This window comes from Streptomyces sp. Root431, from assembly GCF_001426585.1.
Lineage (GTDB): Bacteria > Actinomycetota > Actinomycetes > Streptomycetales > Streptomycetaceae > Streptomyces > Streptomyces stackebrandtii.
Map to the genome: position 1 here is coordinate 521,499 of NZ_LMEI01000013.1, position 17,916 is coordinate 539,414.

The 17,916-nt window shown below is 71.0% G+C and carries 15 protein-coding genes and 2 tRNA genes; 4 read left to right on the top strand and 13 right to left on the bottom strand.

The genetic code is table 11. The features are described 5' to 3' along the window. Nucleotide 1: 1 nt before the first annotated feature. A complete protein-coding gene (locus tag ASC82_RS27810) occupies nt 2-529 on the bottom strand; it encodes a peptidylprolyl isomerase (protein ID WP_056653635.1) in 528 nt (175 codons plus the stop codon). A 180-nt stretch (nt 530-709) separates the two neighbouring features. Between ASC82_RS27810 and ASC82_RS27815 the strand changes: the two genes are divergently transcribed. Then, nucleotides 710-1,453 carry a DUF5324 family protein gene (locus tag ASC82_RS27815; RefSeq protein WP_056653638.1) on the top strand — a complete coding sequence of 248 codons (744 nt, stop codon included), beginning with the start codon at nt 710-712 and terminating at the stop codon, nt 1,451-1,453. Nucleotides 1,454-1,756: 303 nt separating this feature from the next. Here ASC82_RS27815 and ASC82_RS27820 read toward each other — a convergent pair whose 3' ends face one another. The 3 genes from ASC82_RS27820 to ASC82_RS27830 all read right to left on the bottom strand — a co-directional run bounded on the left by ASC82_RS27820 (nt 1,757) and on the right by ASC82_RS27830 (nt 3,325). Beyond that, on the bottom strand, nt 1,757-2,146 hold the full coding sequence (locus ASC82_RS27820; RefSeq protein ID WP_056653641.1) for a DUF6344 domain-containing protein: 390 nt from the start codon (nt 2,144-2,146) through the stop codon (nt 1,757-1,759). A 200-nt stretch (nt 2,147-2,346) separates the two neighbouring features. After that, on the bottom strand, nt 2,347-2,838 hold the full coding sequence (locus ASC82_RS27825) for a DUF1801 domain-containing protein (protein ID WP_056653645.1): 492 nt from the start codon (nt 2,836-2,838) through the stop codon (nt 2,347-2,349). Nucleotides 2,839-2,881: 43 nt separating this feature from the next. Continuing rightward, nucleotides 2,882-3,325: a carboxymuconolactone decarboxylase family protein gene (locus tag ASC82_RS27830; protein ID WP_056653648.1), complete on the bottom strand. Its 444-nt coding sequence runs from the start codon at nt 3,323-3,325 to the stop codon at nt 2,882-2,884. 200 nt (nt 3,326-3,525) lie between these two features. Between ASC82_RS27830 and ASC82_RS27835 the strand changes: the two genes are divergently transcribed. After that, nucleotides 3,526-5,964, top strand: coding sequence for an XRE family transcriptional regulator (locus ASC82_RS27835; protein WP_056653651.1), 2,439 nt, complete (start codon nt 3,526-3,528; stop codon nt 5,962-5,964). Nucleotides 5,965-6,270: 306 nt separating this feature from the next. On the opposite strand, the gene ASC82_RS27840 is transcribed toward ASC82_RS27835, so the two are convergent. Then, nucleotides 6,271-6,343, bottom strand: a tRNA-Ala gene (locus tag ASC82_RS27840). 129 nt (nt 6,344-6,472) lie between these two features. Between ASC82_RS27840 and ASC82_RS27845 the strand changes: the two genes are divergently transcribed. Next, complete coding sequence (locus ASC82_RS27845) at nt 6,473-7,021, top strand: DNA-binding protein (RefSeq protein WP_056653653.1); 549 nt, start codon at nt 6,473-6,475, stop codon at nt 7,019-7,021. A 63-nt stretch (nt 7,022-7,084) separates the two neighbouring features. Then, on the top strand, nt 7,085-8,398 hold the full coding sequence (locus ASC82_RS27850) for a serine/threonine-protein kinase (RefSeq protein ID WP_056653657.1): 1,314 nt from the start codon (nt 7,085-7,087) through the stop codon (nt 8,396-8,398). Nucleotides 8,399-8,537: 139 nt separating this feature from the next. Here ASC82_RS27850 and ASC82_RS27855 read toward each other — a convergent pair whose 3' ends face one another. The 8 genes from ASC82_RS27855 to recF all read right to left on the bottom strand — a co-directional run bounded on the left by ASC82_RS27855 (nt 8,538) and on the right by recF (nt 17,906). Further along, the gene (locus tag ASC82_RS27855) at nt 8,538-9,872 is read right to left on the bottom strand and encodes a hypothetical protein (protein ID WP_242427807.1); all 1,335 of its coding nucleotides are present in this window, start codon (nt 9,870-9,872) and stop codon (nt 8,538-8,540) included. Between the two features lie 122 nt (nt 9,873-9,994). Next, on the bottom strand, nt 9,995-10,129 hold the full coding sequence (locus ASC82_RS29770) for a DLW-39 family protein (RefSeq protein WP_003958712.1): 135 nt from the start codon (nt 10,127-10,129) through the stop codon (nt 9,995-9,997). A gap of 168 nt (nt 10,130-10,297) precedes the next feature. Next, nucleotides 10,298-10,371, bottom strand: a tRNA-Ile gene (locus ASC82_RS27860). Nucleotides 10,372-10,469: 98 nt separating this feature from the next. Beyond that, on the bottom strand, nt 10,470-11,057 hold the full coding sequence (locus ASC82_RS27865; RefSeq protein WP_056653661.1) for a DUF3566 domain-containing protein: 588 nt from the start codon (nt 11,055-11,057) through the stop codon (nt 10,470-10,472). Between the two features lie 106 nt (nt 11,058-11,163). Then, on the bottom strand, nt 11,164-13,773 hold the full coding sequence (gene gyrA / locus ASC82_RS27870; protein ID WP_056653663.1) for a DNA gyrase subunit A: 2,610 nt from the start codon (nt 13,771-13,773) through the stop codon (nt 11,164-11,166). Between the two features lie 41 nt (nt 13,774-13,814). Next, nucleotides 13,815-15,842 (bottom strand): DNA topoisomerase (ATP-hydrolyzing) subunit B, encoded by a 2,028-nt coding sequence (gene gyrB, locus ASC82_RS27875; RefSeq protein WP_056653666.1) that lies wholly within the window; start codon nt 15,840-15,842, stop codon nt 13,815-13,817. Nucleotides 15,843-16,206: 364 nt separating this feature from the next. Continuing rightward, nucleotides 16,207-16,788, bottom strand: a complete 582-nt coding sequence (locus ASC82_RS27880) for a DciA family protein (protein WP_056653668.1) — start codon at nt 16,786-16,788, stop codon at nt 16,207-16,209. Next, nucleotides 16,785-17,906 carry a DNA replication/repair protein RecF gene (gene recF / locus ASC82_RS27885; protein WP_056653672.1) on the bottom strand — a complete coding sequence of 374 codons (1,122 nt, stop codon included), beginning with the start codon at nt 17,904-17,906 and terminating at the stop codon, nt 16,785-16,787. The genes ASC82_RS27880 and recF overlap by 4 nt, the downstream gene beginning before the upstream one ends. Nucleotides 17,907-17,916: the final 10 nt, after the last annotated feature.

Consider the following 17,916-nt stretch of genomic DNA (forward strand, 5'->3'; position numbering starts at 1 on the left):
CTCAGCGCTTCTCGATCACCACGGAGTCGATCACCACGTCCTGGAGCGGGCGCTCGGTGTGCGGGTCGGTGGCGACCGCCGCGATCGCGTCCACGACCTTCCGGCTCTCCAGGCCGGAGACCTCGCCGAAGATCGTGTGCTTGCGGTTCAGCCAGGTCGCGGCACCGACCGTGACGAAGAACTGCGAGCCGTTGGTGCCCGGGCCGGCGTTGGCCATGGCCAGCAGGTACGGACGGTCGAAGAAGAGCTCCGGGTGGAACTCGTCGGCGAACTCGTAGCCGGGCCCGCCCGTACCGTTCCCCAGCGGGTCACCGCCCTGGATCATGAAGCCCTTGATGACCCGGTGGAAGACCGTGCCGTCGTAGAGCCGGTCCGAGGAGACCTTGCCCGTGGCGGGGTGCGTCCACTCGCGCTCGCCGCCGGCGAGTTCGACGAAGTTGCGCACCGTCTTCGGGGCGTGGAACGGCATCAGCCGGACCTCGATGTCACCCAGGCTGGTCTTGAGGATCGCGTACAGCTGCTCGGCCACGGTCGCCTTCCGTCCACGTCGAATCGTGTCGCGTCATGTCACGTCTGTCTCTGGCGTGACCGATCCTCGCATGCCCCGGATGCCCGCCCCACATGCCGGACTTCGGTCCGAGGGGCATGATTCCGAAAAGGATGGAAAGGTGAAAAACCGACATCGTCGCCACCGAGGAGGAGGAATCCCGTGACCCGCATGGACAGCGTGCGCGCCGCGTCAGATTCGGCGAAGGAGAGCGTCCTGCACGCCGCGGAAGTGGTGGCGCCGTACGCCGAAACGGCCAAGGACCAGGCCACGTACTACGCGCACGAGGCGCGGGTGCGGATCGCGCCGACGGTCTCGAAGGCCGCACGACAGGCCCGAGTACAAGCGCGTGCGCAGTACGCGTCGCACGTCGCACCGCACGTACCGCCGCGGGTCGACGCGGCCGCGCAGCGCGCGGCGGTCATGACCCGCTCAGCCGCCCGTCAGGCGGCCGACTACACCGTTCCGCGTGTCGAGCACGCGGTCGCCGCGACCGGTCCCGTCCTTGAGGAGGCCGGGTCGCGCTCCACCGCCGCCTGGGCCGCGCTGCGCGGACAGGTGACGCCGAAGGAAATTCAGAAGATCTTGAGGAAGCACGAGCGGCGGGCCAGGGCCGGTCGCCTCGCCAAGGGACTCGTGATCCTCGGCTTGGTGGCCGGCGGCGTTTACGCCGCCTGGAAGTGGTGGGACAAGCAGGCCAATCCCGACTGGCTGGTCGAGCCGCCCGCTCCCACCGAGGTGGGCGAGGGTTCCGCGTTGTCGTCCGGTGACGGCAATGGGGGGTTCCTCGACCCGGAGGTCGAGTTCAAGGAGTCCGAAGCCGAGGCCGAGATCCAGGCGGATGCCGAGATCGAGGCTGAGGCGGCGGCCGATGCGGCGGAAGCCGATCGCGACGAGCGTCGCTGACCGCTGCGGTCCGGACGGGTACGAGGGTGGTGCTCTGAGGGGCTAGGGGGTCCTACGGGGCTTGCGGGTCCTGCAGTTCTTGCGGGGCTTGCGGGTCCTGCAGTTCTTGCGGGGCTTGCGGGTCCTGCAGTTCTTGCGGGGCTTGCGGGTCCTGCGGGTCTCACCAGTCCTGCGGGTCTTACGGGTCCTGTGGTTTCTGCGGGTCCTGCGAGTCTTACCGGTCCTGCGGTTCTTGCAGTTGCTGCGGTTGCTGCAGTTCTCACGGGCGCGGGGAGTGCGCGTACGCCGTCTACTCCCCGCGTCCTACGCACCCGTCGCCGGCGCGGTCGCGGCGAGCGCCAGCTCCGTCAGCGCGACCGGGTCGCTCTCGGCCGCGCCGCCCGCGTGGCGGTGGCGTACCGAGGGGGAGGAGCCGTGGGCCTCGGCGCCGATGCGCTGCTTGATGGTGGGCGGCAGGGAGCGGTCGCCGACGAGGGGCCACCGGTGCGTCCGCTGTGCCGGTACGGAGGCGACGGCGCGCTCCCCGGTGGCGGGGACGGCGGCGGGGGCGGCGGAACCGGCCGGCTCCTCGGGCTGCTGCACGGCGGGCTGCTGGGCCGCGGCGGCGGTGCTCGCCAGGCCGACGGAGGCGAGCAGGGCGAAGAGGACGGAGATGAAGGCGGTCCAGAACTGCTTGACCTTGGCGGTGGCCATGATCCCTCACTTTCGTGACGTTCTCGGATGGTTCATTTCGGGTTGCGCGCTTTACGTACTTTCCACATGATGTGGATGCGGCCCGAGATTCCGGGGAGCGACGCCACCCCCGCGCAGTTCTTCCGATGAACACCACCCGTACGGATCAATGGCCACCTCCTGGCCTGTGCGGCCGTGGCTCCGGCCCTGGCCCCGCGGCCTCAGCTCACCGCCCTCTTCACCAGCTCGGCGATCCGCGCCTCGTCCGCGGCGGTCAGCTCCTTCAGGGCGTAGGCGGCCGGCCACATCGTGCCGTCGTCGAGGTTCGCCACGTCGTTGAAGCCGAAGGTCGCGTACCGCGCGTTGAACTTCTGCGCGCTCTGGAAGAAGCAGACGACCTTGCCGTCCTTGGCGTACGCGGGCATCCCGTACCAGAGCTTCGGTGCGAGCTCCGGGGCGCTCTCCTTGACCACGGCGTGGATGCGCTCGGCCATGTCCCGGTCCGAGTCCTGCATCTCGGCGATCTTCGCGACCACGGCCGCCTCCTCCTCCGCCGCCTTCTCGGCGCGCGATCCGCGGCGCGCGGACGCCTTCACCTCCTTGGCGCGCTCCTTCATCGCGCTCCGCTCCTCGGCGGTGAATCCCTCGGCCTTGGTCTTGTCCGCGGCGGTGGTCGCGGTGGCCTTCTCGGCGGGCTTCCGGGTGTTCGTCATGGCGGGCTTCCTTCTCTCGTGTGTACGTCGGTAGGGGCGGGCGTCAGCCGCGCGAACCGGCGATCTGCCGGGTCGTCGCGTTGAGCCGGTTGAACAGGTTGGTCACGCCGACCATGAGGATGATCGCGGCGAGCCGCTTCTCGTCGTAGTACGTGGCGGCCGTGTCCCAGACCTCGTCGCTCACCGCGTCGGGCTGGTCGGCCATCCGTGTCGCGGCCTCGGCGAGCCCGAGGGCCGCGCGCTCCGCCGCGGTGAAGTACGGGGCCTCGCGCCAGGCGGCGACCGCGGCGAGCCGCTCGTCGTTCACACCGGCCGCACGGGCCGTCCTGGTGCCGCCGTCGACGCAGGCGGAGCAGCCGTTGATCTGGCTGACCCGCAGGTGGACGAGCTCCAGCGTCTGCCCGTCCACGCCGCCGGAGCGCACGGCGCCGAGGAGCTCCTGGACGGGGCGCATCGCGGCGGGCAGCACGGCGACGGGGTTCTGCATGCGGGACCGCGGTTCGCTCGGCACCTCTTCACCTCTTCCGGGTCGGTGCCCCGTTCCCTCGGGGCGTGGCTCCATGACAGCCCGTTCCGCCCGCCCCGGCCATCGCGATGGGACACCGTGGGACAGCTCAATCATCCTTGACCTGCGACGAGTTGGCTCGGAAGACTTCGCCCCGCGCGGGACACGACGACGGGGGAACCATGGACGACGTACGACCGGCCGACTCACACGGCAGAGCCTCGGGGGCCGACCCGCAGGAGGAACTGGCCGCCCGGCTGCGCCTGCTCCACGAGCTGTCCGGGCTCGGCGTCCGGGCGCTCGCGCGCGACACCGGCCTCAGCTCCTCCTCGCTCTCCCGCTACCTCAACGGCCTGACCGTGCCGCCCTGGCCCGCGGTGGTCGCCCTCTGCCGCCTGGTGAAGCGGGACCCGCGCCCGCTGCGGCCCCTGTGGGAGCGGGCCTCGAACCCCCTGCCCGCGCCGCCGAAGAGCAGTCGGCAGATCCGGCCGCTGCCCCGCAACGACCTGCCCCGCGACGTGCCCGACTTCACGGGGCGCGAGGAGCGGCTCGCCGCCGTGTTCGCCGCTGTCGAGAGCCACCGCGCGGTCTCCGTCGACGGCATGGCGGGCGTCGGCAAGACCTGCCTCGCGGTGCACGCCGCGCACCGCCTCGCCGCCGACTTCCCGGACGCCCAGCTGTACGTGGACCTGCACGGCTTCACCGAGGGCCGGCCGCCGCTCGACCCCGACTCGGCGCTGCGGATGCTGCTCGCCGCGCTCGACGTGCCCTCCGAGAAGGTCCCGCGCGAAGGCGTCGAGGAGCTGTCCGCCTGCTGGCGGTCGGAGCTGGCGCGCCGCCGGGTCGTCGTCGTCCTCGACAACGCCGCCGACGCCGAGCAGGTCCGCCCGCTGCTGCCCGGCGCCGGGCCGTCCGTCGCCCTGATCACGAGCCGCAACCGTCTCCTCGGCCTGGACGAGGTGCCCCCGGTCTCGCTCGACGTGCTGAGCCCGGAGGAGAGCGCGGAGCTGCTCTCCCGCGCCAGCGGCGACCCGGGCGGCCCCGACGGCAGGCTCGGCCGCGATCCGGAGTCCGCCGCCGAGGTGCTGCGGCTGTGCGGCCGGCTGCCGCTGGCGCTGCGGCTGGCCGCGGCGCGGCTGCGGCACCGGCCGGGCTGGACCGTGGGCATCCTCGTCGAGCGGATGTCGGAGGGCGCGGACGAGGGCGCGAGCGAGGTCGACGCCGAGTTCGGCGCGGCGTTCGCCATGTCGGTACGGCAGCTCGACCGCGCCCTGGCCCGGCTGTTCCGGAAGCTCGGCCTGCTGCCGGGGGAGTCGTTCGACGCGTACGTGGTGGCGGCGCTCGCGGACCTGCCGCTGCGCGAGGCGCGGGCGGCCCTGGAGGACCTCCTGGACGCGCACCTCGTCCAGGAGCCGACGCCGGGCCGCTACCGGCTGCACGACCTGGTGCACCAGCACGCGCGCCGGGCGGTGGCGGAGCAGGACACGGCGTCCGAGCGGGAGCGGGCCCTCCACCGCGTACTCGACTACTACGTCCACGCGACGGCGGCGGCCGATGCCGCGATGCCGTACCTGGCGCCCGGCCGCCCCGCCTCCGCGGGCCTGCCGCCGGCCGCGCTGCCCCGGTTCGCGGACAAGAACGCGGCCTTCACCTGGCTCGTCACGGAGTACGGAAACCTCCTGGCCGCCTTCGAGACGGCCGCCGCCGTCGGAGCCGACACGCACGTGTGCGAGCTGCCGCGCTTCCTCCGGGCGTACTTCGCGCGCCGCTGCGGCACGTCCCACCTCAACTACCTCTTCGAGCGGTCGCTGGCCGCCGCCGAGCGCCTGGGCGACCCGCTGCAGCTGGCCGAGGCGCACAGCGACCTGGGCTTCGCGCGGTACAACGCGGGCCGGATGGCGGAGGCCACCGCCTCGTACGAGGAGGCCGGCGTCCTGGCGGCCCGCGCGGGGGACACCCGGGCGGAGGCCGAACTGGCCCTGCGCCGCGGCTACCTGAGCTGGGACGCCGGACACGTCGAGGAGCCGCTCGACCTCTTCCGGCTGGCGGGGAAGCTGTACGAGGAGGCCGGCAGCCCGACGGGCGCGGCCCACGCGGCCGCCTCGGAGGCCTGGGCGATGCTCCAGCTGGGCCACCGGGAGGAGGCCGCGGAGCGGGCCCGGGAGGTGCTGGGCATCCCGCACTCCGACCCCACGTGGCCTCCCGCGCTGACCGCCCGGATCACCCTCGGGGTGGCCGTCGCGCACGAGCGGCCCGAGGAGGCGGTGGAGCACCTGGGTCGGGCACTGGCGGTGGCCCGGGACGACGGGCACCTCCACAACCAGGCGTGGTGCCTCAACTGCCGGGGCGTCGCGCTGCGGCAGATGGGCCGGTACGAGGAGGCCCTGGCCAGTCACCGGGAGGCGTTCGCGCTGCTCGACGAGGTCTTCGAGGAGCACTGGAAGATCCACTTCCTGGACGGTTACGCCGAGACGTACCGCCTCGCGGGCCTCCCCGACGAGGCCCTGCGACTGCACCGGCAGGCCCTGGAGCTGGCCGGGAAGCTGGGCAACCGGCACGCGGAGGCGCAGGCCCACGAGGGGATCGCGGTCCTGCGGGAGCTCGCCCCCGAGGTGTTCTGACCGACCCGACCGAACAGCGTTTGGCACCACTCAGACCGACGGCCGCGGCTGCTTCGCGATCAACGCCGCCGTCGAGGCCTCCGGCCCGGACCAGGACGTCCGTACTACGGGCTGCGCGTCCTCGGCCGCGTCCGGCGGGACAGGCAGGCCCTGCCGGCCACCGTGGACGGCACCCTCGCCGAGCTCTGAGCCTGCCCGGGACCACCGGGACCACCCGGGACCACCGGGACCACCCCGGACCACCGGAAAAGGGCACAAAAACACCCCCTTGATCACGTTTCCGCTGATCAAGGGGGTGCATCCAGGTGGAGCCTAGGGGAGTCGAACCCCTGACATCTGCCATGCAAAGACAGCGCTCTACCAACTGAGCTAAGGCCCCGGAACGAGAACAGCGTACCGGGTCACCCCCCATGTCCGGCAAAAGGATAGGGACTCCCGGTCCACGACCACTCTCCGTAAGATGCTGATCGAGGTTCGCAGTGGCGAACCTAAGGGATGGGGAGAAGTAATGGACGCAGCGCAGCAGGAAGCCACGGCAAGAGCCAGAGAGCTTCAGCGCAGTTGGTACGGGGAGCCGTTGGGGGCGCTCTTCCGTCGGCTGATCGACGATCTCGGGCTCAATCAGGCCAGGCTCGCGGCCGTCCTCGGGCTTTCCGCGCCCATGCTGTCCCAGCTGATGAGCGGCCAGCGGGCCAAGATCGGCAACCCTGCCGTCGTCCAGCGCGTCCAGGCCCTCCAGGAGCTCGCCGTCCAGGTCGCCGACGGCAGCGTCAGCGCCGCCGAGGCCACCGACCGCATGGACGAGGTCAAGAAGTCGCAGGGCGGCTCCGTCCTCACCAGCACCGCCCAGGCCCCGACCGGCTCCGGTGCGCCGACCGTGCGCCGCGTGGTCCGCGAGATCCAGTCCCTGCTGCGGTCCGTGGCGGCCGCGGGCGACATCATCGACGCGGCCGACTCCCTCGCCCCGGCCCACCCGGAACTGGCAGAGTTCCTCCGGGTGTACGGCGCGGGGCGCACCGCTGACGCGGTCGCGCACTACGAGTCGCACCAGAACTGACGCGGTACCGGCACTCGGCCGGTATCGGGGGGACACGAGACGACGGGGAGCGGGCGCAGCGCGATGGGTGAGGTCTTCGCTGGCCGGTACGAGCTGATCGACCCGATCGGACGGGGCGGGGCGGGCGCGGTGTGGCGCGCCTGGGACCACCGGCGCCGACGGTACGTGGCGGCCAAGGTGCTCCAGCAGAGCGACGCCCACACGCTGCTCCGCTTCGTCCGCGAGCAGGCGATGCGGATCGACCATCCGCACGTCCTCGCCCCGGCCAGCTGGGCCGCCGACGACGACAAGGTCCTCTTCACGATGGACCTGGTCGCCGGCGGCTCGCTGGCGCATGTCGTCGGGGACTACGGCCCGCTGCCGCCCCGCTTCGTCTGCACCCTGCTCGACCAGCTGCTCTCCGGTCTGGCCACGGTGCACGCCGAAGGCGTCGTCCACCGGGACATCAAGCCCGCCAACATCCTTCTGGACGTCACCGGAACCGGGCGGCCGCACCTGCGGCTGTCCGATTTCGGCATCTCGATGCGCAAGGGCGAACCCCGGCTCACCGAGACCAACTACGTGGTCGGCACGCCCGGTTACTTCGCTCCCGAGCAACTCCTCGGAGCCGAGCCGGACTTCACCGCCGACCTGTTCGCCGTCGGCCTGGTCGCGCTCTATCTGCTCCAGGGCCGCAGCCCGGACTCCCAGGCCCTCGTCTCGCACTTCCTCACGTACGGCACCCCGAGCGCCCCCGAGGGCATCCCGGAACCGCTGTGGCAGGTCCTCGCCGGGCTGCTCCAGCCCGACCCGCAGGCCCGCTTCCGGACGGCCACCGGCGCGCGCAAGGCGCTGGACGCCGCCGCCGAGATGCTGCCCGAGCCGCGTCCCGACGAGCCGCCGGTCGAGATCTTCGACCAGATCGGCCCGCTGCCGGCCGGCTTCGGCCCCCAGGGCCCGGCCGGCCCCGCCGACGCCATGCCGCCCGTAGCACCCCCCGTGCCGCCCGTGCCGCCCGTACCGACCCAGCAGCACCCCGCACAGGCCTACCAGCAGCACCAGCAGCCCGTATCGGCGCCGACCGCGCCCGTCCCGCCCGCCTCCGAGACGGGCAGCTTCCACCTGCCCCCGCCGGTCACGCACCCGACCCCCTCCTTCGACCAGGCCCCCACGGCCGCGGCGCCGTTCGGACCGGCCCCTACTCATCCATACACCGCTCGACCCGTTCAGGTTCCCGGTCAGCACACCGCACCGGCGCACCACGCGCAGCCCGCGTCCCCGGCCACGGCTCCGGTCCCCGTACGCCGACCGGGACCGCCCCCGAAGGTGACGGTCCCGGTCCTGCTGCTCGCCCTGATCTGCCTGGCGGTCGGCTTCTGGGCCCTCGCCCAGACCTGAGCAGCCCGGACTTGAGCCGCCCGCACCCGAGCCGCCCAGACCTGAGCCAACCCAGACCCGAGCCAACCCAGACCCGAGCCGCCCAGACCCGAGCCATCCGCAAGGGCCCGGACAGGGCCCTACACCGCCCTACACCGCCCTACACAGCCCGCCGCCGCGCCACCAGCGTCCACGCGCCGAGCCCGAGCAGCAGCACGCTCCCAGTGCCGATCCCGGCCACCGCGACGAACTGCATGGCGCCGCTGTCCTCCGCCGCCTGCGAGCCGCTCGCGCCGTTCGCCGCCGCCTCCTTGTCGTCGGCGGTCACGGCGAACGGGCCCGGGTCCCCGACGTACCCCGGCCCGGGCTTCGCCGCCCCCGTGACGTTCACCCGCAGCGTCAGCGGCACCGGCTTGTCCCCGTACTCCTGGGCGATCGCCGGATTGAGCGTGGCCGACAGGTAGTACCAGCCCGCGAACCGCATGCCGCTCGCGGCGTCGTTGTACGACGTGCGGTTCTCGTGCGCCACCGGCCGCTGCGCGTCGAGCACCAGCGTCGTCTGCTTCCCGTCGTAGCTTCCGGTGTTCTCGTCGACGTGACCGAGCGCCGGGTTGTCGAGGGAGAGCACCAGCGCGTTGCCGACGTACTCGTCCGCGGCGGCGCTGCTGCCGAGCTCCGCCGTGGCGAAGAGCTGCTGCCCCCAGTCGACGGGCACCCGGAAGAAGAGCGTCTGGCCGGGCCGGATGTCGGACCGCCACTCGCCCTGCGTCAGCGAGACGGCGTCGTGGAAGCCCGCGCCGCCCTGCCGCTTCTGCGGGCCGCCCGTCGGCGGCGGGGGCGTGGCGGAGGACCAGGCCTCGGGGAGCTCGGTCGGGCCGGCCTTCTTCAGGCCCGGCTCGGAGAGGTGCCGGATCTCCAGCTCCCAGTCGTCCGAGGCGGAGGTGGGCTTCGACGTGCGCTCGACGAGCACGTAGAAGGCGCCCGCCTTCTGGCAGCTGGAGCTGTCCGGGTCGACGATGCGGCGGGCGTACCCGGCGAGCGGCCGCGCGTACTCGGCGGAGGAGAACGACACCTGCTGGTAGCCGCAGTCGGTGCCGGAGCCGTCCTGCATGCTCACCTTGAAACCGTCGCCGTACTCGACCTTGCCACCGGGCTTCGGTACGGCCACCACGGAGACGTAGCTGTTGAGCTTGTCGTCGAGGTCGACGCGGTAGTAGACCTTGCCGTCCTTCTTGAGCGTGTCCCGGTAGGTCTCCCCGGTCTTCAGCTGCACGGCGTCCGAGCTCGAAGCGGCCCCCTTGACCCGCTGGGCCGTGCCGTCGAAGGCGTACGGCGGGAGCGTGCCCCCGTCGGCCGCCCGTGCCTGGCCCGGCAGCGCCGTGACCGCGCCCACGGCCGCGACAGCGACGCCCACCGCCGCGACCAGGGCGACCCCGGTCCCGCGCCTGAAGCGCTCGACACGTCCGATGCGCCCCATGCCTTCGACACGTCCCATGCCGGCCTGCGTCCTCACGCGCCTCTCCCCTTTACTCAAGCAAGCAAATTGTTCGCTCAGGCAAAGCAAAGCCCCGGCCCGCTCACGCGCGGCCGGGGCTCCACCCACAGACGGTTCTCGTCTCAGACACCCGAACCTGCGGGCACGGAGTCGGTCGCCTCCGTCCACAGATCCTGCTCGGCGCGATCCGCCTGGATCTGGCGGTACACGAGGAGCCCGCCGATGGCGGCCAGTGCGACCAGGAGAAGCTTCTTCACCGCGCGACCTCGTCTTTCGTTGACGTAGGAGACTTCTGACGCCCACTCTACACATCGACCGATACCGATCGGTGACCTGTACGAGTTTCAAACCCTCGACGCGCCCTCGTCTTCCCCGGACAAACAAATCGACCCGGACGGAGGAACCGTCCGGGTCGATCGATACTGTGGGGCTAACAGGATTTGAACCTGTGGCCTCATCCTTATCAGGGATGCGCTCTAACCAACTGAGCTATAGCCCCGCCGCGCTTTGCGGTGTGTGTCCCGCGCGCTGACTCCTGAAGATTAGCGCACGTGGGGGCCAGTCCCAAAATCGGTTCCGGCCCGGCCCCCTCGCAGGTCATTCGTCCTCGGCGAGCGTGAGCTCCACGCCTCCGACGAAACCGGCCGACAGGTTGTAGATGAACGCGCCCAGCGTCGCCAGAGCGGTCATCAGAACGACGTCGATCACGGCGATCACCGAGGTGAACATCAGCACCCGCGGCAGCGACAGGAACGACTGCAGGTCGAAGCCGTTGGACTCGTTCGAGCCCGTCGCCTCGCTGATCGTGCCGCCGACGGTCGAGAAGACGCCCATGGCGTCCATGACCATCCACAGCACCGCAGCGGCGACGACCGTGCAAATGCCCAGCGCGATGGAGAGCAGGAAGCTCACCTTCATCACCGACCACGGATCGGCCTTGGCCACCCGCAGCCGCGCCTTGCGCGTCCGGGGCGTGGTGCGCGCCCCCGTACGCGGCCGGCGCACGGCCCCGGCGCCCGTCTGGCCGCCCAGCGTCCCGCCGCCCGCCTGACCGCCCGGCGCCGGAGCGCCGTACGCCTGCGGCGGGTGGTACGGGCCGCCCGGCTGCTGCGCACCCGTGCGCTCGCCGGGCAGCGGCCCGCTGTAGCTCTCGTACGAGGGCTGCTGCCCTCGGGTATCCGTCACCGCAACCCCCTGGGAGTCCGTGGCGGGGCCACGGGCGCCGTTCGCTCCAGCACCAGCAGAAGCTCCGGCAGCCGCCGATCCGGCGCCCGTGGCTCCACTCACGCTCTTACTCCTCGTGCTCCCCGGCCGAGGGCTCCGTGCCCTCGACTGCCTCGGCCTCGACCACTGCGGCCTCGGTCGCCTCGACGACGCCCTCGGCATCGTCGTCGGCATCTTCGTCGTCGCTGCCGGCCTCGGCGTTCCGTGCGATGCCGACGACGGCATCGCGCTTGCCCAGGTTGATCAGCTGGACGCCCATGGTGTCACGGCCGGTCTCCCTGACTTCGTTGACTCGCGTACGAATCACACCGCCGGACAGCGTGATGGCGAGGATCTCATCGGTCTCCTCGACCACCAGCGCGCCCACGAGCGAGCCGCGGTCCTCCACGATCTTGGCGGCCTTGATGCCGAGGCCGCCACGGCCCTGGACGCGGTACTCGTCGACGGGGGTGCGCTTCGCGTACCCGCCGTCGGTCGCGGTGAAGACGAACGTACCGGGCCGGACGACATTCATCGAGAGCAGTTCGTCGTCAGCGCGGAAACTCATGCCCTTGACGCCCGAGGTGGCACGTCCCATCGGGCGGAGCGCGTCGTCCGTGGCCGTGAAGCGGATCGACTGCGCCTTCTTGCTGACGAGGAGCAGGTCGTCCTCGGACGAGACCAGCTCGGCCCCGATCAGCTCGTCGTCGCTGCCGTCCTCGGTCTCCCGGAGGTTGATCGCGATGACACCGCCGGAGCGCGGCGAGTCGTAGTCCTTCAGCGCGGTCTTCTTCACCAGGCCAGCCTTGGTGGCGAGCACCAAGTACGGCGCGGCGTCGTAGTCGCGGATCGCCAGGATCTGGGCGATCTGCTCGTCCGGCTGGAAGGCGAGCAGGTTGGCCACGTGCTGGCCGCGCGCGTCCCGGCCGGCGTCCGGCAGCTCGTACGCCTTGGCCCGGTAGACCCGGCCCTTGTTGGTGAAGAAGAGCAGCCAGTGGTGGGTGGTCGAGACGAAGAAGTGGTCGACGATGTCGTCCTGCTTCAGCTTCGTCCCGCGCACGCCCTTGCCGCCGCGCTTCTGCGAGCGGTAGTCCTCGGTCTTCGTCCGCTTCACGTAGCCGCCGCGGGAGATCGTGACGACGATGTCCTCCTCGGCGATCAGGTCCTCGATGGACATGTCACCGTCGAAGGGCACGAGCTTGGACCGGCGGTCGTCGCCGAACCGCTCGACGAGCGCCGCGAGTTCCTCGCTGACGATCGACCGCTGGCGCTCCGGCGAGGCCAGGATCGCGTTGTACTCGTTGATCTTGGCCTGGAGCTCGTCGTGCTCGGCGACGATCTTCTGCCGCTCCAGGGCCGCGAGGCGGCGGAGCTGCATCTCCAGGATCGCGTTGGCCTGGATCTCGTCGATCTGGAGGAGGTCCATCAGGCCGCCGCGGGCGACCTCGACCGTGTCGCTGCGGCGGATGAGCGCGATGACCTCGTCGATCGCGTCGAGGGCCTTGAGCAGACCGCGCAGGATGTGGGCGCGCTCCTCGGCCTTCCGCAGCCGGAACTTCGTCCGGCGGACGATGACCTCGATCTGGTGCGTCACCCAGTGGCGGATGAACGCGTCGAGCGAGAGGGTGCGCGGCACGCCGTCGACGAGCGCCAGCATGTTCGCGCCGAAGTTCGTCTGCAGGTCGGTGTGCTTGTAGAGGTTGTTGAGGACGACCTTGGCGACGGCGTCGCGCTTGAGCACGATGACGAGGCGCTGGCCGGTACGGGACGAGGTCTCGTCGCGGACGTCGGCGATGCCGCCGACCTTGCCGTCCTTCACGAGGTCGGCGATCTTCTGCGCGAGGTTGTCCGGGTTGGTCTGGTACGGAAGCTCCGTGACCACCAGGCACTGGCGGTTCTGGATCTCCTCGACCTCGACGACCGCACGCATCGTGATCGAGCCACGGCCGGTGCGGTACGCCTCCTCGATGCCCTTGCGGCCGACGACGAGCGCGCCGGTCGGGAAGTCCGGGCCCTTGATCCGCTCGATCAGCGCGTCGAGGAGCTCCTCGTGGCTGGCCTCGGGGTGCTCCAGCGCCCACTGGGCACCGGCCGCGACCTCGCGCAGGTTGTGCGGCGGGATGTTGGTCGCCATGCCCACCGCGATGCCGGCGCTGCCGTTGATCAGCAGGTTCGGGAAGCGGGCCGGCAGGACCGTCGGCTCCTGGTTGCGGCCGTCGTAGTTGTCCTGGAAGTCGACGGTCTCCTCGTCGATGTCCCGGAGCATCTCCATCGACAGCGTCATGAGCTTGCACTCGGTGTACCGCATGGCAGCGGCCGGGTCGTTGCCCGGGGAACCGAAGTTGCCGTTGGAGTCGACGAGCGGCATCCGCATCGACCAGGGCTGGGCGAGGCGGACGAGGGCGTCATAGATCGACGAGTCGCCGTGCGGGTGGTACGTACCCATGACGTCACCGACGACGCGGGCGCACTTGTAGAAGCCCTTCTCGGGCCGGTAGCCGCCGTCGTACATCGCGTACAGCACGCGACGGTGGACGGGCTTGAGGCCGTCCCGTACGTCGGGCAGCGCGCGGGACACGATGACGGACATCGCGTAGTCGAGGTACGAGCGCTGCATCTCCGTCTCGAGCCCGACGGGCTCGATGCGCAGCACGGGGGCCTGCTCTTCGGTGGTGCCGGGAGTGATTTCGTCGGCCATTGCTGGTCGTCAGTCCTTTCGTACGGTCAGCTGAGACCGACTCAGATGTCGAGGAAGCGAACGTCCTTGGCGTTGCGCTGGATGAACGAGCGCCGTGCCTCCACGTCCTCGCCCATCAGCACCGAGAACAGGTCGTCGGCCTGCGCCGCGTCGTCCAGGGTGACCTGGCCGAGCACACGGTGCTCGACGTCCATGGTCGTGACGCGCAGCTCCTCGGCGTTCATCTCGCCGAGGCCCTTGAAGCGCTGGATCGAGTCTTCCTTGATCCGCTTGCCGTTCTGCTTGCCGAGCGCGACGAGCGCGTCCCGCTCGCGGTCCGAGTACGCGTACTCGAAGTCGTCCCGGCCCCACTTGATCTTGTAGAGCGGCGGGCGCGAGAGGAAGACGTGACCTGCCTCGACCAGCGGCCGCATGAAGCGGAAGAGGAAGGTCAGCAGCAGGGTGTTGATGTGCTGACCGTCGACGTCGGCGTCCGCCATCAGGATGATCTTGTGATAGCGGAGCTTCTCGATGTCGAAGTCCTCGTGCACACCGGTGCCGAAGGCCGAGATCAGCGCCTGGACCTCGGTGTTCTGCAGGATCTTGTCGATCCTGGCCTTCTCGACGTTCAGGATCTTGCCGCGGATCGGCAGGATGGCCTGGTACATCGGGTTGCGGCCGGACTTGGCCGAGCCGCCGGCGGAGTCACCCTCGACGATGAAGATCTCGCACTTGGCGGGGTCGTTCGACTGGCAGTCGGAGAGCTTGCCGGGCAGCGACGCCGACTCGAGCAGGCCCTTGCGGCGGGTCAGGTCGCGCGCCTTGCGGGCGGCGACGCGCGCGGTGGCGGCCTGGATCGACTTGCGGATGATGTCCGCGGCCTCGACCGGGTTGCGGTCGAGCCAGTCGTTGAGGTGCTCGTAGACCGCCTTCTGGACGAAGGTCTTCGCCTCCGTGTTGCCCAGCTTGGTCTTGGTCTGGCCCTCGAACTGCGGCTCGCTCAGCTTGACCGAGATGATCGCGGTCAGACCCTCGCGGATGTCGTCGCCCGTGAGGTTGTCGTCCTTCTCGCGGAGCAGCTTCTTGTCGCGCGCGTACTTGTTGATCAGCGAGGTCAGCGCCGCACGGAAGCCCTCCTCGTGCGTGCCGCCCTCGTGGGTGTGGATGATGTTGGCGAAGGAGTACACGCCCTCGCTGTAGCCGCTGTTCCACTGCATCGCGACCTCGAGGGACAGGGCCTTGTCCTTGTCCTCCGCCTCCAGGTCGATCACGGTGGGGTGGATCAGCTCGCCCTTGCGCGAGTTGAGGTACTTCACGAAGTCGACGATGCCGCCCTCGTAGTGGTACTTCACCGTGCGCGCGGCGGCCTCGGAGGCCTCCGCGTCCGGGTCGTCCGCGCCGACCGTGGCCTTCGCCGACTCGCGCTCGTCCGTGAGCGTCAGGGTGAGGCCCTTGTTGAGGAAGGCCATCTCCTGGAAGCGGCGCGCGAGCGTCTCGAAGGAGTACTCGGTGGTCTCGAAGATGTCCGGGTCGGCCCAGAACGTGACCGAGGTGCCGGTCTCGTCGGTCGCCTCGTTCTGCACGAGCGCCTCGACCGGGGCGCCCATCTTGTAGTCCTGGGTCCAGCGGTAGCCGTCGGTCTTGATCTCCACCGAAACCTTGGTGGAGAGGGCGTTGACGACGGAGACGCCGACGCCGTGGAGACCGCCGGAGACGGCGTAGCCGCCGCCGCCGAACTTGCCGCCCGCGTGCAGCACGGTCAGCACGACCTCGACGGCCGGCTTGCCCTCGGAGGCGACGATGCCGACCGGGATGCCACGGCCGTTGTCGATGACGCGGACGCCGCCGTCGGGCAGGATCGTCACGTCGATGGTGTCGGCGTGGCCGGCCAGGGCTTCGTCGACCGAGTTGTCGACGACCTCCTGCACCATGTGGTGCAGACCGCGCTCACCGGTCGAGCCGATGTACATGCCAGGGCGCTTGCGCACCGCATCCAGGCCTTCGAGGACCTGGATGTTGCTGGCGGTGTACTGGTTGTTCTCGTTGGGGTTGCCGGAATCGGCCACGAAGCGCCCTCTCTGGCACAGCACAGGCCGTTCTCCGGGCATGCGGGAGCGGCTGCGTCGTTCGACATGTTCCGCAAGGTGGCGGGATTGTCTCCCCAGTCTACCGGTAGCGCAGACAGTCATGGGGGTTTGCCGGTGCCTGAGTCCGCATGTGCCGCCCTGAGCGGTAGCGAGACGACTCCCCATATCCAGACAGGGGCTCCAGAGCCCTCTGACGGCCACCTAGCGCTTCGGGTCGTAGCGCGTTGTGGGCATACGGTCGGACTCCCGCCATGGGCACGCGCTCCATCGCGTCGCGGCCACCGGATCAGCACCCTTTGTCGGCACGCGCAGCACCCTTCGCCGGCACCCGCGGCACACGGCCCCGGCCCCGGCCCCGTACCGCCGACTACCCGTACGTGTCCCCGGGCCCCACGGACCCCGGCGCCCGCAGCGGCCCGTACCCCCGCCGCGGCGCCCCCGGCCCCAGCACCTTGATGACCCGCACCGTCCCGTGCCCCAGGTCCTCGTTCAGCCGGGCCACGAGCCGCGGCGCGAGCAGCCGCAGCTGCGTCGCCCACGCCGTGGAGTCGCACTGCACGGTGAGGACCCGCGCGTCCGGCTCGTCGTCGAACTTCAGCGGTACGCAGTGCTTCGCCAGGTCCTCGCCGACGATCTGCGGCCAGCGGCCCATGACCCCGCCGACCGCAGCCGGGGTCTCCCAGCCGCGCTCGGTGATCAGCCGGTTGATCGCCGCGCCGAGCGCCATCGGGTCGCGCCCGTCGGCGCGCGCGCCGGAGCGCAGTCCACCCCCTCGCCGGGCCTGCTTCTTCTGCTGCGCGGCGGCGCCCCGCGCCTTCGCCTGCTCCTTGGCGGCGCGCAGCGCGACCCGCGCCAGATCGATGCCCGAGGACTCGGGGACCTTGGGGGCTTCCGGCGGCTCCGACGCCCCGGCGCCGGACCCGGCGCCCAGTGACTGCTGCTCGCTCATACCCGCTCCACCGTCCCGCTGGCCACCTCGTACCGCGTCCCCGCGAGGACCCCCGGCACGTCGTCGTCGACCGCCGCCGTCACGAGCACCTGCTCGCCGCCCGCCACCAGCTCCGCGAGCCGCTCGCGCCGGCGCGCGTCCAGCTCGGCGAAGACGTCGTCGAGGACGAGGACCGGCTCGTTGCCCTCGGAACGCAGCAGGTCGTACGAGGCGAGCCGCAGCGCCAGCGCGTACGACCAGGACTCGCCGTGGCTCGCGTACCCCTTCGCCGGCAGGTCGCCGAGCTTGAGCAGCAGCTCGTCCCGGTGCGGTCCGACGAGCGTCACGCCCCGCTCGATCTCCTGCTTGCGGACCTCGGCGAGGGCGGCGATCAGCTGCTCGTACAGCTCCTCGCGGGTCTGTCCGGCGCCCGGCGCGGAGGGGCGGTACTCCAGCAGAATCGGTCCGCCGCCCGGCGCCAGCTGCTCGTACGCCTTGTCGGCGAGCGGCTGGAGGGTGTGGATGAGGTCGAGGCGCTGCGCGAGCAGCTCCGCACCGGCCCGCGCGAGGTGCTGGTCCCACACGTCGAGGGTGGACAGGTCCATGCCGCGGCCGCCGTGCCGGCGGGCCATCGCCGCCGACTTCAGGAGCGTGTTGCGCTGCTTGAGCACGCGCTCGTAGTCGGAGCGCACGCCCGCCATGCGCGGTGTGCGCGCGGTGATCAGCTCGTCGAGGAAGCGGCGCCGCTCGCCGGGGTCGCCCTTCACCAGGGCGAGGTCCTCCGGCGCGAACAGCACGGTCCGGACGATCCCGAGGACGTCACGCGGCCTGACCTGCGAGGACCTGTTGATACGGGCACGGTTGGCCCGGCCCGGATTGAGTTCGAGCTCGATCAGCTGGGAGCGCTCGCCCTGTGTGACGGCGGCCCGGATGACGGCCCGCTCCGCCCCCATCCGTACGAGCGGGGCGTCCGAGGCGACGCGGTGGCTGCCGAGGGTCGCGAGATAGCCGACGGCCTCGACCAGGTTCGTCTTGCCCTGGCCGTTCGCGCCCACGAACGCGGTGACGCCCGGGTCGAGCGGAACCTCGACCCGGGCGTACGAGCGGAAGTCGGCCAGCGACAGATGCGTGACGTGCATGGTGGGCGCC

Bases quoted from the DNA above. Each gene is read 5' to 3' on its own strand.
- ASC82_RS27820 (WP_056653641.1), bottom strand. From the start codon at position 2,146: ATGGCCACCGCCAAGGTCAAGCAGTTCTGGACCGCCTTCATCTCCGTC.
- ASC82_RS27825 (WP_056653645.1), bottom strand. From the start codon at position 2,838: ATGACGAACACCCGGAAGCCCGCCGAGAAGGCCACCGCGACCACCGCC.
- ASC82_RS27830 (WP_056653648.1), bottom strand. From the start codon at position 3,325: ATGCAGAACCCCGTCGCCGTGCTGCCCGCCGCGATGCGCCCCGTCCAG.
- ASC82_RS27835 (WP_056653651.1), top strand. From the start codon at position 3,526: ATGGACGACGTACGACCGGCCGACTCACACGGCAGAGCCTCGGGGGCC.
- ASC82_RS27845 (WP_056653653.1), top strand. From the start codon at position 6,473: ATGGACGCAGCGCAGCAGGAAGCCACGGCAAGAGCCAGAGAGCTTCAG.
- ASC82_RS27850 (WP_056653657.1), top strand. From the start codon at position 7,085: ATGGGTGAGGTCTTCGCTGGCCGGTACGAGCTGATCGACCCGATCGGA.
- ASC82_RS27855 (WP_242427807.1), bottom strand. From the start codon at position 9,872: ATGGGACGTGTCGAAGGCATGGGGCGCATCGGACGTGTCGAGCGCTTC.
- gyrA (WP_056653663.1), bottom strand. From the start codon at position 13,773: ATGGCCGACGAAATCACTCCCGGCACCACCGAAGAGCAGGCCCCCGTG.
- ASC82_RS27880 (WP_056653668.1), bottom strand. From the start codon at position 16,788: ATGAGCGAGCAGCAGTCACTGGGCGCCGGGTCCGGCGCCGGGGCGTCG.
- recF (WP_056653672.1), bottom strand. From the start codon at position 17,906: ATGCACGTCACGCATCTGTCGCTGGCCGACTTCCGCTCGTACGCCCGG.